The sequence below is a fragment of the Proteiniclasticum ruminis genome, from assembly GCF_900115135.1.
Taxonomy (GTDB): Bacteria; Bacillota; Clostridia; order Clostridiales; family Clostridiaceae; genus Proteiniclasticum; species Proteiniclasticum ruminis_A.
Map to the genome: position 1 here is coordinate 104,146 of NZ_FOVK01000003.1, position 16,804 is coordinate 120,949.

16 protein-coding genes, 2 tRNA genes, 2 riboswitches and 1 other annotated feature are annotated in these 16,804 nt (G+C 44.2%); of the genes, 11 read left to right on the top strand and 7 right to left on the bottom strand.

Annotation, left to right across the window (positions count from 1 at the left end):
- Nucleotides 1–12 precede the first annotated feature (12 nt).
- Entirely contained in the window at nucleotides 13–975 is a 963-nt protein-coding gene (locus BM243_RS06880) for an L-threonine 3-dehydrogenase (protein ID WP_074911660.1), read from the top strand.
- A 24-nt stretch (nucleotides 976–999) separates the two neighbouring features.
- Nucleotides 1,000–1,437, top strand: coding sequence for an ACT domain-containing protein (locus BM243_RS06885; RefSeq protein ID WP_031574984.1), 438 nt, complete (start codon nucleotides 1,000–1,002; stop codon nucleotides 1,435–1,437).
- A 90-nt stretch (nucleotides 1,438–1,527) separates the two neighbouring features.
- Here the strand turns inward: BM243_RS06885 and BM243_RS06890 are convergent, their stop codons facing one another.
- Nucleotides 1,528–2,001 (bottom strand): hypothetical protein, encoded by a 474-nt coding sequence (locus BM243_RS06890; protein ID WP_074911661.1) that lies wholly within the window; start codon nucleotides 1,999–2,001, stop codon nucleotides 1,528–1,530.
- Between the two features lie 207 nt (nucleotides 2,002–2,208).
- A complete protein-coding gene (locus BM243_RS06895) occupies nucleotides 2,209–2,748 on the bottom strand; it encodes a folate family ECF transporter S component (protein ID WP_083422683.1) in 540 nt (179 codons plus the stop codon).
- Nucleotides 2,749–2,814: 66 nt separating this feature from the next.
- Nucleotides 2,815–2,918: riboswitch (THF riboswitch) on the bottom strand.
- A gap of 245 nt (nucleotides 2,919–3,163) precedes the next feature.
- Here BM243_RS06895 and BM243_RS06900 point away from each other — a divergent pair.
- The gene (locus tag BM243_RS06900) at nucleotides 3,164–4,405 is read left to right on the top strand and encodes an aminopeptidase P family protein (protein ID WP_074911662.1); all 1,242 of its coding nucleotides are present in this window, start codon (nucleotides 3,164–3,166) and stop codon (nucleotides 4,403–4,405) included.
- Nucleotides 4,406–4,453: 48 nt separating this feature from the next.
- Here the strand turns inward: BM243_RS06900 and BM243_RS06905 are convergent, their stop codons facing one another.
- The 3 genes from BM243_RS06905 to BM243_RS06915 all read right to left on the bottom strand — a co-directional run bounded on the left by BM243_RS06905 (nucleotide 4,454) and on the right by BM243_RS06915 (nucleotide 5,070).
- Entirely contained in the window at nucleotides 4,454–4,708 is a 255-nt protein-coding gene (locus tag BM243_RS06905) for a hypothetical protein (RefSeq protein ID WP_074911663.1), read from the bottom strand.
- Between the two features lie 113 nt (nucleotides 4,709–4,821).
- A tRNA-Leu gene (locus BM243_RS06910) sits at nucleotides 4,822–4,908 on the bottom strand.
- Between the two features lie 86 nt (nucleotides 4,909–4,994).
- Nucleotides 4,995–5,070, bottom strand: a tRNA-Ala gene (locus BM243_RS06915).
- 241 nt (nucleotides 5,071–5,311) lie between these two features.
- Nucleotides 5,312–5,548 (top strand) — a binding site (T-box leader).
- Between the two features lie 65 nt (nucleotides 5,549–5,613).
- On the opposite strand from BM243_RS06915, the gene metG reads away from it, so the two are divergent.
- The 7 genes from metG (at nucleotide 5,614) to BM243_RS06950 (ending at nucleotide 13,298) form a co-directional block, all read left to right on the top strand.
- A complete protein-coding gene (gene metG, locus BM243_RS06920; protein ID WP_074911664.1) occupies nucleotides 5,614–7,533 on the top strand; it encodes a methionine--tRNA ligase in 1,920 nt (639 codons plus the stop codon).
- Between the two features lie 439 nt (nucleotides 7,534–7,972).
- On the top strand, nucleotides 7,973–8,740 hold the full coding sequence (locus BM243_RS06925; RefSeq protein ID WP_074911665.1) for a TatD family hydrolase: 768 nt from the start codon (nucleotides 7,973–7,975) through the stop codon (nucleotides 8,738–8,740).
- 149 nt (nucleotides 8,741–8,889) lie between these two features.
- The gene (locus BM243_RS06930; protein ID WP_074911666.1) at nucleotides 8,890–10,083 is read left to right on the top strand and encodes a ubiquitin-like domain-containing protein; all 1,194 of its coding nucleotides are present in this window, start codon (nucleotides 8,890–8,892) and stop codon (nucleotides 10,081–10,083) included.
- Between the two features lie 118 nt (nucleotides 10,084–10,201).
- Nucleotides 10,202–10,753, top strand: a complete 552-nt coding sequence (gene rnmV, locus BM243_RS06935; RefSeq protein ID WP_074911667.1) for a ribonuclease M5 — start codon at nucleotides 10,202–10,204, stop codon at nucleotides 10,751–10,753.
- Nucleotides 10,746–11,576, top strand: a complete 831-nt coding sequence (rsmA, locus tag BM243_RS06940) for a 16S rRNA (adenine(1518)-N(6)/adenine(1519)-N(6))-dimethyltransferase RsmA (RefSeq protein WP_074911668.1) — start codon at nucleotides 10,746–10,748, stop codon at nucleotides 11,574–11,576. Before rnmV ends, rsmA begins: the two co-directional genes overlap by 8 nt.
- Complete coding sequence (locus tag BM243_RS06945) at nucleotides 11,573–12,397, top strand: YhfM domain-containing protein (RefSeq protein WP_074911669.1); 825 nt, start codon at nucleotides 11,573–11,575, stop codon at nucleotides 12,395–12,397. The genes rsmA and BM243_RS06945 overlap by 4 nt, the downstream gene beginning before the upstream one ends.
- A gap of 10 nt (nucleotides 12,398–12,407) precedes the next feature.
- On the top strand, nucleotides 12,408–13,298 hold the full coding sequence (locus BM243_RS06950; RefSeq protein ID WP_074911670.1) for an Mrp/NBP35 family ATP-binding protein: 891 nt from the start codon (nucleotides 12,408–12,410) through the stop codon (nucleotides 13,296–13,298).
- Between the two features lie 86 nt (nucleotides 13,299–13,384).
- On the opposite strand, the gene thiT is transcribed toward BM243_RS06950, so the two are convergent.
- Both thiT and BM243_RS06960 read right to left on the bottom strand, forming a co-directional pair.
- Entirely contained in the window at nucleotides 13,385–14,068 is a 684-nt protein-coding gene (gene thiT / locus BM243_RS06955) for an energy-coupled thiamine transporter ThiT (protein WP_074911671.1), read from the bottom strand.
- Nucleotides 14,069–14,142: 74 nt separating this feature from the next.
- A riboswitch (TPP riboswitch) is annotated at nucleotides 14,143–14,246 on the bottom strand.
- Nucleotides 14,247–14,285: 39 nt separating this feature from the next.
- A complete protein-coding gene (locus BM243_RS06960) occupies nucleotides 14,286–15,134 on the bottom strand; it encodes a DegV family protein (RefSeq protein WP_074911672.1) in 849 nt (282 codons plus the stop codon).
- A gap of 220 nt (nucleotides 15,135–15,354) precedes the next feature.
- Here BM243_RS06960 and BM243_RS06965 point away from each other — a divergent pair, with 220 nt between their 5' ends.
- Nucleotides 15,355–16,800 (top strand): leucyl aminopeptidase, encoded by a 1,446-nt coding sequence (locus BM243_RS06965; RefSeq protein ID WP_074911673.1) that lies wholly within the window; start codon nucleotides 15,355–15,357, stop codon nucleotides 16,798–16,800.
- The last annotated feature ends 4 nt before the right edge of the window (nucleotides 16,801–16,804 follow it).

Sequence of the window (16,804 nt, forward strand, 5' to 3'; positions counted from 1 at the left end):
GGGAGAGCTACTATGAAAAAAATACTCATCACAGGTGCCATGGGCCAGCTGGGATCAGAACTGACCACTGTTTTAAGAGACCATTACGGAGCAAATAACGTTATTGGTACAGACATCAGAAGACCGGAAGAGGGTTCACCATTGCTAGAAGGTCCTTATGAGCTGCTAGATGTTCTGGATGGACAGAAAATGGCGGAAATTGTGAAGAATGAAAAGGTGGATACCATCATCCATCTGGCAGCACTTCTTTCTGCCACTGCAGAAAGAAATCCAAAGTTTGCCTGGGACATCAATATGGGTGGACTGGTGAACGCGCTGGAAGTAGCAAGAGAAAACAATACGAGCTTTTTCACACCAAGCTCCATCGGAGCCTTTGGACCAAGCACACCAAAGAAGGATACGCCACAGGATACCATCCAGAGACCAACGACCATTTATGGTGTGACAAAGGTTTCAGGAGAGCTTCTTTGTGATTATTATTTCCAGAAGTTTGGGGTGGACACAAGAGGGGTAAGATTCCCGGGACTCATCGGTTATGTGACACCTCCAGGAGGCGGAACCACAGATTACGCAGTGGACATCTATTATGATGCGCTGAAGAAAGGTTCTTATGAATCCTATATAGACAAAGGAACCTTCATGGATATGATGTACATGCCCGACGCGCTCAATGCCATCATCCAGCTCATGGAAGCAGATCCTAAGAAGCTGATCCATAGAAATGCATTTAATATTTCCGCCATGTCCTTTGATCCAGAGATGATTGCAGCGGAAATCAAAAAACATATTCCTGAATTTACCATGACCTATCAGGTGGATCCAGTGAGACAAGGCATCGCAAACAACTGGCCGGACAACATTGACTTCACAGCAGCCATTGAGGAATGGGGCTTCAAGACAGAGTATGACTTGGCAGCCATGACCAAGGATATGCTGGAAAAGCTTCGTATCAAGCTTAATATCAAGGACAGGTAAGGGAAGATGAAAGAAGGTGAATTTATGGGCGATGAGCTCTATGTAGTCAACAGCAGAATCCTGCCTGAGATTTTCACAAAGGTACTGGAAGTGAAGACACTGATTCATACCGGAAAAGTGAAAGACATCAGTGAAGGGGTAAAGGCAGTAGGCATTTCTAGAAGTGCGTACTATAAATATAAAGATCATGTCTTTCTTCTTTCAGAAGGAAGCAAAGGAAGAAAAGCGACATTTTCTTTCCTGATCAGCCACGAGGCGGGCGTTCTCTCCAAGATTTTGGAGACCCTCCGTCAGTTCAATGCAAATATCATCACCATCAACCAGGATATTCCCATCAATAATGCGGCAAGCATGAATCTCACCATCGATACTCAGGAAATGAACATTGGTGTGAAAGAGCTTCTGGATATTTTTGAGAAAGAAGAGTATATCATCACTGTTCAGCTGGTGGCAGTGGAATAATGAAACTAAAAAAGAGCACGAGGGTGCTCTTTTTTGCTGTGCTTTTTCAGTTGTTCTATATGAGGCTACAGAATGGCGATGGGATAAGAGTTAGAATCCGGCTTCATAGTAGTACCAATGGGCTGAGATTCTTTCTGTATACTCATAGTTGTCGCCATTCTCTTCTTCCCATCTCCACCCACCGTTCTTCGTTTTGGTGAAGTTTAACGCAGTGCCATCAAAACCTACTGGCTGATCTTCACTGGTGTAGTAAAATCCAGCATAGGTCCCAGCTGAGGCTATGCCTGCACCCTTGCAGAAATACTCTATAATGAGGCTCTCCTCATCATTCTTCCAGAAATTTTGTTTCTGCACACCTTCAAGCTCAAGAATTCTCTCGTATTCCTCGTTTTCAATGCTTTCATTGAGAAACTCAAGATGTTCTATGACTAATTCCCTAGTATTTTCCTTAGTTCGATATCGTCCATAGGAACCAGCAAGAGATAGAAGGAGAACGAAACCCAAAAGGATGGCTGCAGCGGCAGCAAGCTTTTTGAACAGTTTACTGAGGATATTGTTTTTCATGGAACACCTCTCCTCTATGGCAATATAGTTTTGAAGATGCATAGTATAAAAGATTCAATAGTATTATTAAAAAGAGTATAACATATAGGGGGAGATATCTAGTGATAAAAACCTGAAGACTTCCTGAAAGATTGATGAAACAAAAAAGCAGTTCAAAAAATTGAACTGCTTTAGAAATCGTCATTGGGTAAGTGGTGTGCTCAGGAGCTAACTGATCTTGAAGCGATGCCGCAGATCCTCCATGATCTTTAAAATCATGAAAAGAAGCGCTGTGTCGATGGGGAACAGCAGAACGTTTTTCAGGACGCGTGCACCGAGAAGCACAATGAAAGCATCTCCATACATCATGCTGAGCCAAAGAGTTGTAAGTCCCAGGTTGATGACAAGGGTCACCAGTAAGGAACTTAGAATAACGTTCAGAAGCGTTACCTTTCTTTTGTAGAAAAAGAACCCGTAGAAAACACCGATGAGAATGGCGTTCAGGGTAAATCCTGGGAAGAAGAACCCATTTGGTCTCACGATGAATCCGAGAAGATCGCTGACAAAACCGATGACAGCGCCTACAAATGGACCAAAGAGCATTCCCCCGGCGGCTATGGGCAGCGAGGCGAAACTGATCTGCAGGGTCGGACCCAGTGGGACTTTAAAGAAAGATAAGACGACGCTGATGGCGATGAGGACTCCACCGATGGTAACCACGGAGGTTTTTCTCATCTCCTGTGCGGACAACTTGACTGTGTGCATCATTTTTTCCAAAAAAATGACCTCCCTTATTATTGGTGATTCACCACATAAAGAGAAGACTCCTTGTGTGGCAACGGAATGCGGATGATGTACCGTAAACTGGTAAAGCAGTTTTTCGTCCAGTGGCAACTTCCCGTCCATCTGGCACTTAACGCACATCAACCTACTTTGCCTACTTTCATTGTATGTAATCCTGAAGACTTTTTCAATATTTTCACAAGAAATAACACAGGCGCGATTAAGTTTAGCCCAATTAATTGAGAAGGAGAAATCAGGATGAACAGTACTCTTATATTCGTACGGGTTCAGTACTAGTTTTTAGTGAAATATATCAGATTTCAGTATTTTCTGGGTTTTAGATTTTTTCAGCTGTGATACAATCAAGAAAGAAGACTATCGTATATTTGAGGAGGATGTCATGAAAGATTTTCATAAGAACAACCGAAGCCGCATTGCGGATGGAATGAAAGAAGGGTCACTGCTGCTTCTTTTTGCAGGGGAAGCCCCTAAGAAGTCGGCGGATGCAGCCTATGACTTCACACCAAACAGAAATTTCTATTATATGACAGGTATAGAAGAGGAGCATGTAATCTTAGCCCTGAGAAAAACCCCAGGAAAAGTGGAAGAGCTTCTTTTTATCAAAAGAAGAGATCCGGTCCTGGTGAAATGGGTGGGAGAAACCATATCTGAAGAAAAAGCAAAGGAAGTATCTGGTGTGGAGGAAGTAAGATTCCTCGATACCTTTGAAGGTTTCCTCAATCAGAGTATTTTTAAAGATGATCTTTCCAGGATCTATCTGGACCTTGAGAAAGACGGTTATGGAAGCCCAGATACAAAGGGTGTGCTGTTTGCAAAAGAAATTACAGCCAAGTATCCTCAGGTGCGTGTGAAGAACATCTATAACGAAATCTGCAAGCTGAGAGTATATAAGACAGAAGAAGAAATAGCCCTCATGAAGAAGGCCATTGAGATTACTAAAGAAGGAATTGGAAATCTCATGAGAAATGCCAAGCCTGGCATGAAAGAATATCAGCTGGAGGCTCATTTCAATTTCACGCTGAAGAGTCATGGCGTGAAGGACTTTGCCTTCACCACCATCTGTGCTGCGGGGCAAAATGCTACAGTGCTTCATTATGTGGCCAATGACGCAGAAGTGAAGGAGAACGATTTGATGCTTCTGGACCTTGGCGCTCAGTATGGCTACTATAGTGCTGATATTTCAAGAACCTTCCCTGTCAGTGGTAAGTTCACCGAAAGGCAGAGGGTGTTCTATGATATCGTCCTGAAAGCCCATGATGAAGTGCTGAAGATTTTAAAACCAGGTGTTCCTTATGCAAGAATCAATGAACTGGTTCATGAGATCTATGCAAAAGAACTGAAAGCTCTGGGACTCATCGAAAAGGACGAAGAGGTGAGAAAGTACTATTACCACAATACCTCCCATTTCCTGGGACTGGATACCCATGATGTGGGAAGACGGGAAGGTCTCCTGGAAGAAGGTATGGTCATTACAGTGGAGCCTGGTCTCTATATTGAAGAGGAAGGCATTGGCATCCGGCTGGAAAATGACATCCTGATCACCAAAGACGCCATGGAGAATCTCTCCAAGGACATTCCAATACGTCCAGAAGAAGTGGAAGCGTTTCTCGCAGCCAGATAAATTATGAAAGAAAAAAGACAAGAGCTTGTTTCAAGCTCTTGTCTTTTTTTACAGCTCTTTCTTACAGTGAGGACAGGCAACTGGAATTCTTCCTTTGCTGCTGATGAGGGGTTTCTTGCAGTGAGGGCAGCGGTAATAGAGCACATATTGAAGAAGTCCCAGTAGAAGCGTACCTATGGAAAGGTAGCTTAGGATTCTTCCTAGCCCTTCATTTCCTTCGCCTATGGATGCAGCCAAGGTATAGAAAATAACCCCGAGAAAAAGCCCTGCCAGGAAAATATAATGACTGATTTTATAGTTCATCAAATGCGGCTCCTTTCTTCTCTCTTTTATATCAGTATATCATTGTTAAAAGCTACAGTAGAAATGAAAAGCAAAAAAAGAATGATCTCTTCCATAGAAAAGATCATTCTTTGTGGTGCAGATAACAGGAGTCGAACCTGCACGAAGTTTCCCCCACTAGCACCTGAAGCTAGCGCGTCTGCCAATTCCGCCATATCTGCATATTCTGTTTAAAACCTACTATACTGTTATATCAGTGTTCATAGGGTTTTGTCAAGGATTTATTTCCTGACGGTGAAAAAAATAATGGTGGAGACGATGGGACTCGAACCCACGACTTCCACACTGCCAGTGTGGCACTCTCCCAGCTGAGCTACGCCCCCAAACAAATTATATTATATAACAGGAACGAGAAAATATCTATAGGAAAGGAGATAAAAATTCATCAAAGCTTGATAAAGCTTGATAAAACCTTGAATCGGAGATGCTCCTTCAAAAGAACACACTGGTTTTTCCTTGAACAGCAGAGGATTTGCTAGGTTCTATGAGGTTCTGCCAGGAGAAAGAACAAAAAAGAAGGAATCATTGCATATTTTCATCTTCTTTGCTAGAATAAAGTACGATATATAGACGAAGAAGAGAAGAGTACAGAATGAATGCTTTTCAGAGAGCCTCCGGTTTGGTGAAAGAGAGGTAAAGAGGAAATTCTGGAAGATGGCCTTGGAGTCTTGCATCTGAATAATCAGGATGCACGGATGCCACCGTTAAAGGGCAGGGTGATAAGGAGTCACCTTTTGAGGCAGTCTGCTGTGAAGCGGCTGCAAAGTAGAGTGGTAACACGTTGTAAAACACGTCTCTATGATCTGGATTCAGATCATAGAGACTTTTTTATTTGTAACATTGAACTGATTTAGGAGGAAGGATTCATGAAGAAAACCTATTACATTACAACCCCCATTTACTATCCATCAGCGAACCTGCATATCGGAAATACTTATACCACAGTGGCAGCCGATGCCCTGGCAAGGTACAAGAGAAAAGACGGCTTTGATGTGATGTTCCTCACAGGAAGTGATGAGCATGGCCAGAAAATCCAAAGACTGGCAGAAGACAAAGGCGTGACCCCTAAAGAGTATGTGGACCATATTGTTGCAGGCATCAAAGATCTGTGGAAACTCATGGACATCAGCTATGATAAGTTCATCAGAACCACCGATGCAGATCATATCAAAGTGGTGCAGGATATTTTCAAGAAGCTCTATGACCAGGGAGACATTTATAAGAGCGTTTACGAAGGATGGTACTGCACACCGGATGAATCCTTCTGGACAGATTCACAGCTGAAGGATGGCAAGTGCCCAGACTGCGGACGAGCAGTAGAAAAGGCTAAGGAAGAAGCCTACTTCTTTAAAATGAGCAAGTATGCTGACAGGCTCATCAAGCACATAGAGGATCATCCTCATTTCATTCAGCCAGAATCCCGGAAGAATGAAATGCTCAACAACTTCTTAAGACCGGGTCTTCAGGATCTTTGTGTATCCAGAACCAGTTTCGACTGGGGCATTCCAGTGACCTTCGATGAGGGCCATGTGGTTTATGTATGGATCGATGCGCTTTCCAACTACATCACTGCTTTGGGATATGGTTTAAATGATGACACTTTATATAAGAAGTACTGGCCTGCCGATGTGCATCTCATTGGTAAGGACATCCTAAGATTCCATACCATTTACTGGCCCATCATGCTCATGGCTTTAGATATCGAACTCCCCAAGCAGGTGTTTGGCCACGGTTGGCTCCTGGTGGATGGTGGAAAGATGTCCAAATCCAAAGGAAATGTGGTGGACCCAGTGGTTCTTGTAGAGCATTTTGGTGTGGATGCGGTGCGTTACTTCTTATTAAGAGAGATTCCTTTTGGCAGCGACGGACTTTTCAACAATGAAACCTTCATCAAGAAAATCAACTCCGACCTTGCCAATGATCTTGGAAACCTTCTGTCCAGAAGTGTCTCCATGGTGGACAAGTATTTTGAAGGAGTTATTCCAGAAAGATGTGACGAAGGAGACTTTGACAAGGATCTGGTGCAGCTTGCAGAAAAGACCAGTGTGCTCGTTGGAGAAGCCATCGATACACTGAAGATTCCAGAAGCGCTGAGCCATATCTGGACCCTCATTGGCAGAGCGAATAAGTACATTGATGAAACCACACCTTGGATTCTTGCAAGGGATGAAGAAAAGAAAGCAAGACTTGGGGGTGTACTGTACAATCTGGTGGAGACATTAAGAATTGTCGCAGCTCTTGTGGAGCCGTTCCTGCCTACCACAGCGCAGAAGGTCAAAGAGCAGATTGGCGCAGAAGATATCTCCTTTGAAAGTGTGAAGAGCTTTGGTGGAACCAAGGCGGGCGTTTCCGTAGCCAAGGGGGAAATCATCTTCCCTAGGATAGATGTGGAGAAGAAGCTGGAAGAGCTGGATGCACTGAATGCTTCTCAAGCACCCAAGAAAGATGTGAAGCCTTTAAAGGAAGAGATTACTATTGATGATTTTGCAAAGCTTGATCTTCGTGTGGTAAAAGTGCTGGAATGCGAACCGATCAAGGGAGCCAAGAAGCTTCTGAAGCTCAAAGTGGACCTTGGAAATGAGATCCGCCAAGTGGTATCCGGCATCGCAGAGCACTACGAGCCAAAGAATCTCATTGGTAAAAAAGTGGTCCTGGTAGCAAATCTGAAACCTGTGAAGCTAAGAGGAGAACTTTCTCAAGGAATGATTCTGGCAGCCTCTGATGAGGATGCGCTATCCATTGTTTCACTGGATAAAGAAATGGAAGAAGGAACAGTAGTCAGCTAAATCCCATCACTACATATATAAGGAAGGGAGGTTCTGCACGTTGAAGAGATGTGCAGAGCCTCCTTTTTCATGAAATAGGGTTGTATATAGAGGAGAGACTGTGGGTGAATGTTGAAATGAGAGATGTGAATTTCAGCTTTTGATTTTGATGTGCACAATAATTCATGGTACACTGAAAAAGGACTCCTTTTACAGTGTATCAGACCAAGAAAAGTAAAAAAACGGTGCGAAAAAGGGGCCAATTATGACAAAAAACTTACGAAATAGAGACGTTTTAGAAAATTAATAGCTGTGAAGAGTCCTTTACAAGTGGAAAAGTCCTTGAGAATCAATGGGTTTTTACAATTATGTACAAATGATGAACATTCGCTTAATATGTTTACAATTTGTACATGAATGTAAAGTTTTCACTTCACAAGTGAGAAGCAGGAGGAAGGTTATGGAGAAGATTTTTGATTCCCATGCACACTATGACGATGAGCAATTTGATGAAGATCGGGAACAGCTTCTAAAAGAAATGAAGGAAAATGGTGTAGGGGCCATTTTAAATATGAGCTCCGACTATGCCTCTGTCCAAAAGACGGTGGACTTGGTGGAAAATCATGACTATATTTATGGTGCTGTGGGGATCCATCCGGAGCATGCTGATGAGTATAATGAAGAAGTGGAGAAAGAGCTTCTGGAGATTTTGAAGAGAGATAAATTTGTTGCAGTGGGTGAAGTAGGTCTTGATTACTACTGGGAGTCCAATCCACCCAAAGAAGTACAGAAAAAAACTTTAAGAGCTCAGTATGAGATAGCGAAAACCCTTGGAATTCCTATCATTTTGCATGACCGTGAAGCACATGAGGATGTGCTTTCCATGGCCAAGGAATACAAAGAGGTCACTTCTGTATTTCATTCCTATTCTGGAAGCGTGGAGATGGCAAGAGAGATCGTAAAGATTGGAGGGTATCTGGGGATATCTGGCGTAGTGACATTTAAAAATGCCAGAAAGCTGCCAGATGTGGTAGCAGAAATTCCACTGGAAAGGCTTCTCATTGAAACCGATGCCCCTTATATGGCTCCGGTTCCTTATAGAGGAAAAAGAAACCGTTCTGATTACCTTCATGGGGTTGCAGAAAAGATCGCCGAGATCAAAAATATGACAAAAGAAGAAGTGCTTTTGGCAACAGAAAAGAACATGAGAAAACTTTTCAAGATTTAAGACTGGGACTTGTGAAGAATCCTGTTAACAATTTATTCATATTTAGAATATTTAATAGCGATAGTCATTGAGCGTCAATGATTATCGCTATTTTTTGACACCGATTTGAGGCGCGGATATAATAGGTCCGTAGCTCAAAGGAGGGTAATATGAAAAGATATTTTTCAAAGAGTGTATTCATTGCCCTGTTTGCAGCCGCTGTAATTATGACAGTGGTCATTGCTGTAGACAGTATGATGAAGAACATTACAATTGTTATCGATGGAAAAGAGCAAGTAGTATCAACATTTAAAGACACTGTTGAGGAAGTTTTAGAAGAAAATGGAATCACCATTGCTGAGAAAGACAAATTAAGCAAAAATACAAACGAAACCCTAGGAAAGAAAGATATGATCCAGATTGACCGCGCAGTTCCTGTGCAGGTTTCTATTGACGGGACTGTCACCTCATATCTGACCCCAGAGAAAACCGTTGGTGCTTTTTTTGAAACTGAGAATATTGCTTTAATGGAGAAGGATAAAGTATCCGCATCCCTGGAAGATGAAGTAACAAGCGGCATGAAGGTCAACATTGACCGTGCTGTTGGTGTGACCCTCATCGCGGATGGACAGGAAGTTACATATCTGACTCCAGAAAAGACTGTAGGTGCATTTTTTACTGCTGAAGAAGTGGTAGTCAATGAGCTCGACAAAGTTTCTTCTTCTATGGAAGATGCCATAGCAAACGGGATGGCCATCACCATCATCCGTGTCACCACTGAAGTGGTAGAGGAAAACCAGAGTATTGCATTTACTGTTCAAGAGAAGAAGGACAGCACCATAGACAAAGGAAAGACTGTTGTGAAGCAGGAAGGCGTCAAGGGTGAGCGTGTTGTCACCAAGAAGCTGACCTTTGAAGACGGCGTTCAGGTATCAGAAGAAGTTCTATCCACTGAAGTGCTGAAAGAGGCTGTAGACAAGATTGTTCATGTGGGCACAAAGAATACCACAGTATATGGAAAGAAGCCATCGGCATCTTCTATCAATGCATCCAGAGGCTCAGCCATACCAAGCTCTTTAAACTACTCCAAGGCGTTTAGAGTTGAAGCCACAGCCTATGCGGGACATGGCATTACAGCAACAGGTACAAAACCTGTAAGAAATCCGAGCGGCTGGTCCACCATCGCGGTAGACAGAAATGTCATTCCGCTGGGAACAAAAGTATATGTAGAAAACTACGGATATGCCATCGCAGAAGATGTAGGTGGAGCCATTAAAGGCAACAAGATCGACATCTATGTGAACAGCACTGCAGAAGCCTACCGTTGGGGACGAAGAACCGTAACCATTTACATTCTGGAGTAATTCCATCAAAGACATTCCAAAAGGACTGAGAAGTAGTATGCTTCTTGGTCCTTTTTTTGGGAAGTTTCAGATTATCTGTTATAATAAAGGGTAGAAATTTTGAAGGTGAGTAAAAACAATGATTAAAGAAGTAATTGTGGTTGAAGGAAAAGATGATGTGTCGGCGGTGAAAAAGGCTGTGGATGCAGAGGTGATTTCTGTCAGCGGATATGGCATCAATAAAGCCTCCATGGACAAGATCAAAGAAGCTTCCAGAAGAACCGGGGTCATCATCCTGACAGATCCGGATCACGCAGGAGAAAGAATCAGGAGGATGATTGCCAAAAGAGTGCCAGAGGCCAAGCATGCCTATATCATGCGGGAGGAAGGCTATAAAGATGGAGACATCGGTGTGGAAAATGCTGCCCCTGAAGCGATCTTAAGAGCCCTCTCCAAAGCGAAAGCGGTGATGGAAGATGCTGTCATTACCTTCAGCATACGGGATATGCAGTATTTCAAGCTGACGGGTGCGCAAGACTCCAAAAACAGAAGACAGATTTTAGGAAAGGCACTGGGCATAGGATATGGAAATTCCAGTTCCTTCTTATCGAAACTGAATTCTTTCAGGATTTCAAAAGAAGAGTTTATGGAAGCGGTTGTGAATAATTTTGAGGAGTTTAGGGATGAGTAATACAAGAGAACTAGTAGAGAAATATCAGTTCAGGTTCACCAAGAGTCTGGGTCAGAACTTTCTTGTGGACCAGAACATTGTTAGAGATATCGTCAAAGGTGCCGGAGTGACAAAAGAGGATTACGTCATTGAAATCGGTCCTGGGGTGGGAACCCTTACGAGGGAACTGCTGAAAGAGGCAGCTTCCGTGACGGCCATAGAACTAGATGACAAGCTTCTGCCCATTCTAAAGGAAGAGCTGAAAGACTATGAGAATTTTCATCTCATCCATGGCGATGCTACGAAGGTGCAGCTGGACGCTGTTTATCCAGGAAAAGAAATCAAACTCGTGGCAAATCTTCCGTACTATGTGACAACGCCCATCATCACGAAGATTTTAAATGACAAGGTGGCTTTTTCCTCTTTGACCATCATGATCCAGAAGGAAGTGGCAGAGAGAATGGATGCTGTGCCAGGAACCAAAGACTATGGCAGCTTATCGGTGTTGGTCCAGTATTATTGTGATACAAAAATTGTACGTAATGTACCGCCGGAATCTTTTATGCCAAGACCTAAAGTGGATTCCACTGTAATCCGTCTGACAAAGCTTGAAAAGCCAAGAGCTTATGTGAAAGATGAAGAGCTTTTCTTCAAAATCGTACGGATGGTGTTCACCATGAGAAGAAAAACCCTCTCTAACAATCTGAAGTCCATGGGATATACCCGGGAGTTCATTGAAGAGGTGCTGGAGGCAGCGGGAATTGATCTGAAAGCCAGAGGGGAAACCTTGTCAGTGGAGAAATTCGCAGAGCTTTCCAATGTCATAAAGGAGAGAGTGAAATGAAGAGGAGGAAACGGCTGACGGTTTTTTTCAGTCTGCTCCTCGTACTGCTTCTTTTTGCGGGATGTGGCAGACTGGAAGATCTGAAAGTGAAGTATGGGTTCAAGAATACGGATTTTGAATACTTAAAGTCCCCGGATATTTCCACCATCATCATTCAAAGCACAAGAGATAAGGGGTTCCGGTTCATCGTCACGGATAAAAGCACCATCAACGGTCTTTATGAGAGCCTCTCTTCCGCGAAGCATGCAGATGAGATCATCAGTCATGAGCCGGACTATATCTTTGAAATCCATGATTTGGACGGGAATGTGCGGTACTACAGTTATGTGGCCGGTATGTCCAATCAGAAGAAAGCCAATTTCTATAGTGAGGATGAGAAGTACATCGTGACGGACCGTATCGACAACCACCTCATTCAAAACCTCTATGCCATCCGGAAGCCAAAGTTCTTCGAGGACATTTATTATGGGTCTTTTCTGGACCTTATCAAAATGGTGAAAGAAGAGTATAATGGGAAGAGTATTGGCATAAAATTCTATAATGATGTGGAGACGCTAAAGTACCAGCTTTCCAGAGACATCGAAGATTTCAGGGAGAAAGCCCTGAAAGAAGGCGCTGTGATTCTTTCCCATGGAGAGAAAGCAGATGTGGTTTTGGAGGTCAAGACCCAAGGGTATACCACCATCGTTTACAAAGCAGAAGTGACGACAAAGGTGGAAAGCGACCATACATCGAAGGTGTACTACGTTTATGGAAAGTATGCCAATGAAATGACAGGATGGGAAACGATTCTGTCAGATACTAAACCGGAGGGATTCTAGGGAGGTTCTTATGATTAAATGTGCAACTTGCGCAGTAAAGAATAAATGTCTCAAAGACATGAAATGTGACTTGATCAAACCTAAGTATGGGAAGATCAAACATGTGGTGGGTGTCATCAGCGGAAAAGGCGGTGTTGGAAAATCCACCGTCACAGGAGTGCTTGCAGTTCAGCTGAGAAAGCTTGGCTATAAGGTGGGCGTCTTGGACGGAGACATCACAGGTCCATCCATGCCAAGATTTTTTGGTCTGGAGAAGGAAAGAACTGGATATGCACCTACAGATGTGGAGAATGTGTTCAAGTTTGTTCCAGTGGAAACAGGTCTAGGCATCAAGACCATTTCCATGAACTTTATGATAGAAGAGGAGGAACCTCTTCTATGGAAAGGTCCAGTGCTTGGCAATGTCCTCATGCAGCTCTTCACAGATACGGACTGGGGTGAACTGGATTATCTTCTCATTGATATGCCGCCAGGAACCGGAGATGTAGCCATGACCATCATGGAGCAGTTCCCTGTGGATTACCTTGTCATGGTGTCCACTCCACAGAACATGGTTTCCATGATTGTGCAGAAAGTGGTGAACATGGCAGAGAAACTGGAGATTCCTGTAAAGGGAGTGATTCAGAACCTGTCCTACATCAAGTGCAACCACTGTGGGGAAAAGATGAATGTGTTCACAAGAAACACCGCAGAAAGCCAGGCGGAAAAAATGGGACTTCCCCTTCTTGCGGAGCTTCCCATAAACCCTGATTTCAGTGAGCATCTGGAGGCAGGTCAGGCGGAAAGATTCGCTGCAACAAATCCAGAGTATGACGTCATCATGGAAGCGTTCCGAAATGATGAGCAGGAAATATATGCAAGAAATAAAGCAGTGAAGAAAAAGACCATTCCATTCCTATAGAAGAAAAGACCATCTGGAGAAAATCCGGATGGTCTTTTCTTTTTAAGAACAAAAAAAGGGAGCTCGAGGCTCCCAAAGGTAACGGTCTATAGTGCATGGGTCTCAGGTTTCTTCAGCGTGAATTGCCTCCGGCTCCCCAAGGTTTTCATGAATCTCTCCCAGGGTAGTACCGTGATGATGACGAGAAGAATCACTGTTTCCAGAAGAACGAAGCTTCCGTTGTAGCTGATGGAGTAGAGCCAAAGTCCGAGGCCCTCCTGCTGGCCAGCTGGGGCATAGGAAGCAAAGAAAATGACGCCGGACAGCACATGCATGAGAAGTCTCAGCACCTGCCCCGCAATGCTTCCAAGGTGTCGCTGCTTGAAGTATCCGGAAGCACCAACCAGCATGAAGGGCAGCGGATAGTCAAGGAGTGTCTGCAGCGGATGAATGATGTAAGGCCCCAGGAAAAGGTTCACGACACCAAAAAGAAATCCTGTGAGCATTCCCACTTCAGGACCATGGGCAAAGGCCATGATGACGATGGGAAGAGTTGAAGCCAGAGTTACACTTCCTCCCTGGGGCATCTTGAAGAGAGGGAATGCGTTCAGCACCGCGCAAATGGCCACAGAAAGACTGATCTGAGCCATGAGCAGTGGAGTCAGTTTCACCTTTTTCACCACCATCACAAAGACGATGAGGGCGAAAAGAATCACCAGGGCACCGATGGACGTGGGATTTGTGACAAGGGACTGAAGCGCTTCTTTTACGCTTTCGAGCAGATTGGACATGATTATACCTCCTTTTTTTCGAAGGCTAGGATAAAAACAAAAACTGCCTTACTTTTTAGGGTAAGGCAGTTAAAACATTCGTTTATCCGCTTCCCTACGCTGGTACTAACCAGATCAGGTAACAGGGTTGACAATGATATTGTCTCTCAGCTTGTTGAAAGCACCCCTAGCCATGGCTCTATTGTAGTATTACTGTTATTATTTGTCAAGAAGTGACCTAACCGAATATTCGCTCCACAGCGATACCGATGAGTCCACGTCCTGTATGCACACCAAGGGCAGGAGAAATCTGTCTGAACTCCAGGGACAGAATGCCAGGAAGGTCCTTGATTCTCTCCACCATGTCCTGGGCTTCTTTTTTCGCGCCGCCATGCATGACATAAACTTTACACTTGGTCTTCTCAAGGTTTTCTTTCAGGATGCTCACAAGCTTCATGTAAGCCTGCTTGGTTCCCCTTGCTTTATCTAAGGTTACGTAGACGCCTTCTTCGTTGACATAAATGATGGGCTTGATGTTCAGCATCTGTCCGATGGTCCCGGAAACCTTGCCGATTCTTCCGCCTTTTATGAGATACTCCAAGGTGGCCAGGCAGTAGTAGGTGTCCACGCTCTTTTTCTCCTCTGGCAGAGCTTCTTTGATTTCCTCAAAGGAGAGGCCGTCTTTGACCATTTTAGCAGCCTTCAATGCCATGATCCCTTCTGAGATGGACAGATTTTTGGTGTCGTATATATAAGTTTCAATTTCTGGATACTCCTCCGCCATGAGTTTTACAGAATTTGCAGTACCGGAAAGACCCCCGGAGATCATGACGCCAATGGCATGGGTATAGCCTTCTTTCTTAAGCTCCAGGAAAAGGGCGTCAATATCTGTGCCCGTGGGCAGGCTGGTTTTTGGCACTTCTTTTTCCAAATTGCCATACACTTCATCGGCACTGATCTCCACGCGGTCTCTGTAGGAACTGTCATTATAAATAATCTGTAGCGGAAGGAACCGGATGCCGTATTCGTTCAGTTCCGCATCGGTCAGGTCACAAGCGCTGTCTGTAAATATTGCGATTTTTTGCATAGTTTCCTCCAAAAGAATGTTCTTTTCCTAAAGTATAACACCTGAAACCATCCCAATCAATGAAGAAGCCGTGAACAGCAAGGGAAAAAACCTCACAGGAAAAGTGCTTTGAAGTACAGAGATTTGTATTCCATGAGCAGTTTTTCAGTTTTTGATACTTTTTCTCATGCGCTTATTGTAAAATAGAGAATAGAAATCAAATTTGAAAGGGGTACAATACATGAAAATAACCATCGGAAATCAATATGATGCAGAACTGATTCTGGTTTCTAAGGACCTGGCTTCAGATGCCTATGGAGACATCGTAGACCAGTTGAAGGGAAAGAATCTTTTCAAGGGAGAAGAAGGGGAGGTTTACAGTTATGTGAATCTTTCTGATGATAAAACTCTGGTGTTCCTGGGACTGGGAGAAGAAGAAAAGGTTGACGAAGAGATTCTGAGACTTGCAGCTTTTAAGGGAGCAAAGGAGCTGTCCAAGCTGAAAGTGAAGAAAGCTTCTGTATCACTGAAGAAACATGCGAAGCTGTGCTATAAAAAGTCCACCAAAGCTTTTGCGGAAGGTCTTTACCATGCAGAATACAGATTTGACAAATATCTTTCCAAGAAGCAGGAGTTCCATCTGGAGGAAGTCTCCTTTGGACTCTTGGAAGGAAAGGAAGAGAAGGTGCTGCCAGGATTAAAGGAAATGGAGCATCTCATGGATGGTGTGTTCCTCACAAGGAATCTCATCAATGAGCCTGCCATCACCCTGACTCCAGTAGAACTGGCCAAAAGAGCAAAGGAGGCTTTGGAGCCCCTTGGTGTGGAAGTGGAGATCTTAGACAGAGCAGCCTGCGAGGCTCTCAATATGAAAGCATTCCTGGCCGTTGCCAAAGGTTCCACCAATGAACCAAGAGGAATCATCATGCGCTACAAGGGTGGCCAGGATGAAGCGCCACTGGGCCTTGTAGGCAAAGGTGTCACCTTTGATACAGGCGGTTACTCCATCAAGCCAGGTCCTTCCATGTATACCATGAATGGGGATATGGGTGGTTCCGGTGCGGTGATCGGTGCCATGAAGGCCATCGCACTGAACAAGCTGGAAAAGAATGTCACTGCGGTGGTTCTTGCCACAGACAATGTGATTTCTGGGGATGCCTATGTGCCTGGAGATGTTGTGGGCAGTATGCTGGGGAAGACCATTGAGATCCACAGTACAGATGCCGAAGGAAGACTGACCCTGGCGGATGCTGTATACTATGCCATCACGCATGAAAATGTAGTAGAAGTTGTGGATGTGGCGACGCTGACCGGAGCTTGCGTGGTTGCGCTGGGAGCATTCAATACGGGTGCCTTCACCAACAATGAGGAGCTTCTTGATAAAATCAAGACAGCAGCAAAGGAAGCGGGAGAACCCCTTTGGCAGCTTCCACTGTCCAAAGAGTATAAAAATCTCATCAAAGGAGACCGTGGAGATCTGAAGAACACCGGTGGAAGATGGGGTGGAGCCAGCACAGCGGCAGCCTTCATCGAAGAGTTCGTAGAAGGGAAGCCATGGGTGCATCTGGACATCGCAGGCACCTCAGACATTGAAAGTGCCAGAGGATACCTGCCTAAGGGAGCAACGGGTATGCCTGTGAAGACACTCTACTACTATGTGAAGGGTGAGAACAAAGGCGGCTGCTAAGTCG

Bases quoted from the DNA above. Each gene is read 5' to 3' on its own strand.
- BM243_RS06965 (WP_074911673.1), top strand. From the start codon at position 15,355: ATGAAAATAACCATCGGAAATCAATATGATGCAGAACTGATTCTGGTT.
- BM243_RS06960 (WP_074911672.1), bottom strand. From the start codon at position 15,134: ATGCAAAAAATCGCAATATTTACAGACAGCGCTTGTGACCTGACCGAT.
- BM243_RS06925 (WP_074911665.1), top strand. From the start codon at position 7,973: ATGGAGAAGATTTTTGATTCCCATGCACACTATGACGATGAGCAATTT.
- BM243_RS06930 (WP_074911666.1), top strand. From the start codon at position 8,890: ATGAAAAGATATTTTTCAAAGAGTGTATTCATTGCCCTGTTTGCAGCC.
- metG (WP_074911664.1), top strand. From the start codon at position 5,614: ATGAAGAAAACCTATTACATTACAACCCCCATTTACTATCCATCAGCG.
- BM243_RS06880 (WP_074911660.1), top strand. From the start codon at position 13: ATGAAAAAAATACTCATCACAGGTGCCATGGGCCAGCTGGGATCAGAA.
- BM243_RS06905 (WP_074911663.1), bottom strand. From the start codon at position 4,708: ATGAACTATAAAATCAGTCATTATATTTTCCTGGCAGGGCTTTTTCTC.
- BM243_RS06950 (WP_074911670.1), top strand. From the start codon at position 12,408: ATGATTAAATGTGCAACTTGCGCAGTAAAGAATAAATGTCTCAAAGAC.
- rnmV (WP_074911667.1), top strand. From the start codon at position 10,202: ATGATTAAAGAAGTAATTGTGGTTGAAGGAAAAGATGATGTGTCGGCG.
- BM243_RS06890 (WP_074911661.1), bottom strand. From the start codon at position 2,001: ATGAAAAACAATATCCTCAGTAAACTGTTCAAAAAGCTTGCTGCCGCT.
- BM243_RS06945 (WP_074911669.1), top strand. From the start codon at position 11,573: ATGAAGAGGAGGAAACGGCTGACGGTTTTTTTCAGTCTGCTCCTCGTA.
- rsmA (WP_074911668.1), top strand. From the start codon at position 10,746: ATGAGTAATACAAGAGAACTAGTAGAGAAATATCAGTTCAGGTTCACC.
- BM243_RS06895 (WP_083422683.1), bottom strand. From the start codon at position 2,748: ATGATGCACACAGTCAAGTTGTCCGCACAGGAGATGAGAAAAACCTCC.
- BM243_RS06900 (WP_074911662.1), top strand. From the start codon at position 3,164: ATGAAAGATTTTCATAAGAACAACCGAAGCCGCATTGCGGATGGAATG.
- thiT (WP_074911671.1), bottom strand. From the start codon at position 14,068: ATGTCCAATCTGCTCGAAAGCGTAAAAGAAGCGCTTCAGTCCCTTGTC.
- BM243_RS06885 (WP_031574984.1), top strand. From the start codon at position 1,000: ATGGGCGATGAGCTCTATGTAGTCAACAGCAGAATCCTGCCTGAGATT.